The 1,425-nt window shown below is 66.2% G+C and carries 2 protein-coding genes; both read left to right on the plus strand.

Translation table 11 applies throughout. The features are described from left to right. A partial coding sequence (locus MOV74_RS38165; RefSeq protein ID WP_246932675.1) for a zinc-binding dehydrogenase occupies positions 1-780 on the plus strand: 780 nt, incomplete at its 5' end. A 211-nt stretch (positions 781-991) separates the two neighbouring features. After that, positions 992-1,425, plus strand: a 434-nt coding sequence (locus MOV74_RS38170; RefSeq protein WP_246932677.1) for a cation diffusion facilitator family transporter, incomplete at its 3' end; no start/stop codon positions are given.

A 1,425-nucleotide genomic window follows, 5' to 3' on the forward strand; every position in this document is an offset into this window, starting at 1 on the left:
GAGATCGCCGAGCTCGGGCCGGATGCCAAGGGCGTCCAGATCGGCGACCGCATCATGGGCTCGGGCGGCGCGGCGTTTGCCGAATACACACTCGCCGATCACGGCCGGCTGTTCCGCGCCCCCTCGAACATGAATTTCGAGGAAGCGGCCACCCTGCCGGTCGCGCTCGCGACCATGCACAACGCCGTCGTCACCGTCGGCGGCGTGCAGCCGGGCCAGAGCGTGCTGATCCAGGGCGCCAGCTCCGGCGTCGGGCTGATGGCGATGCAGATCGCCAAGCTCAAGGGCGCGAAACTCGTGATCGGCTCGTCGACCGACGCCAATCGCCGCGGCCGGCTGAAGGAGTATGGCGCCGACCTCGCGGTCGACAGCTCCGATCCGAAATGGGTCGACGAGGTCCTCAAGGCGACGAACGGCGAAGGCGTCGATCTCGTCGTCGATCAGGTCTCGGGCAAGGTCGCCAATCAGAACCTCGCCGCGACCAAGGTGAAGGGCCGCATCGTCAATGTCGGCCGGCTCGGCGGCACCCATGCCGATTTCAACTTCGACCTGCATGCGGCGCGCCGCATCGACTATGTCGGCGTCACCTTCCGCACCCGCACCATCGAGGAGATCCGCGAGATCTTCGAGGAGGTCCGCAAGGACATCTGGGGCGCGGTGGAGTCGCTAAAACTGCAGCTGCCGATCGACAAGGTGTTCGTGTTCGACGACATCGACAAGGCGTTCGAGCACATGGAGGCGAACAGGCATCTGGGGAAGATCGTGGTGACGGTGCCGTAGCCGTCGATCCAGTCTCGGTCTCGTAGGGTGGGCAAAGCGAAGCGTGCCCACCATGCGTCAGCGATCGCGGAAGAATGGTGGGCACGGCGCTGCGCGCCTTTGCCCACCCTGCGGGGCCGGAGCAAGACTTAGATCGCTCCTGCAACTCACTAGCGACTACAGCTGTGGATCATCGCTTGATGTTCACCCACGCCCTGCTAAATCCCCCGCCATGACCTCCCAGCACGACAAAACCTCGGTCGCCGCGATCTCGATCTTCGCCAGCGGCGGCATGGCGGCGGCCAAGTTCGTGGTCGGGATCGCGATCGGCTCGCTCGCGCTGATCTCCGAGGCCCTGCACTCCTCGATCGACCTGGTCGCGACCATCATCACTTGGGCGGTGGTGCGGGTGTCCGACAAGCCGGCGGACGAGGAGCACCATTACGGCCATGGCAAGCTGGAGAGCATCTCGGCGCTGGGCGTCACTGCCCTGCTCTACGTGCTCGCCGGCGGCATCCTGGTCGAGGCCTATAGCCGGCTGCGCGAGGGAACCTCGCCGCCGACCATTTCGGCCGTGCCCTTCGTGGTGCTGGTGATCGACATCGTCGTCAATCTCTGGCGCGCCCGCGCCCTGCACCGCGCCGCGCGCGAGACACGGAGCCAGGC

The organism is Bradyrhizobium sp. SHOUNA76, assembly GCF_023006445.1.
Lineage (GTDB): Bacteria > Pseudomonadota > Alphaproteobacteria > Rhizobiales > Xanthobacteraceae > Bradyrhizobium.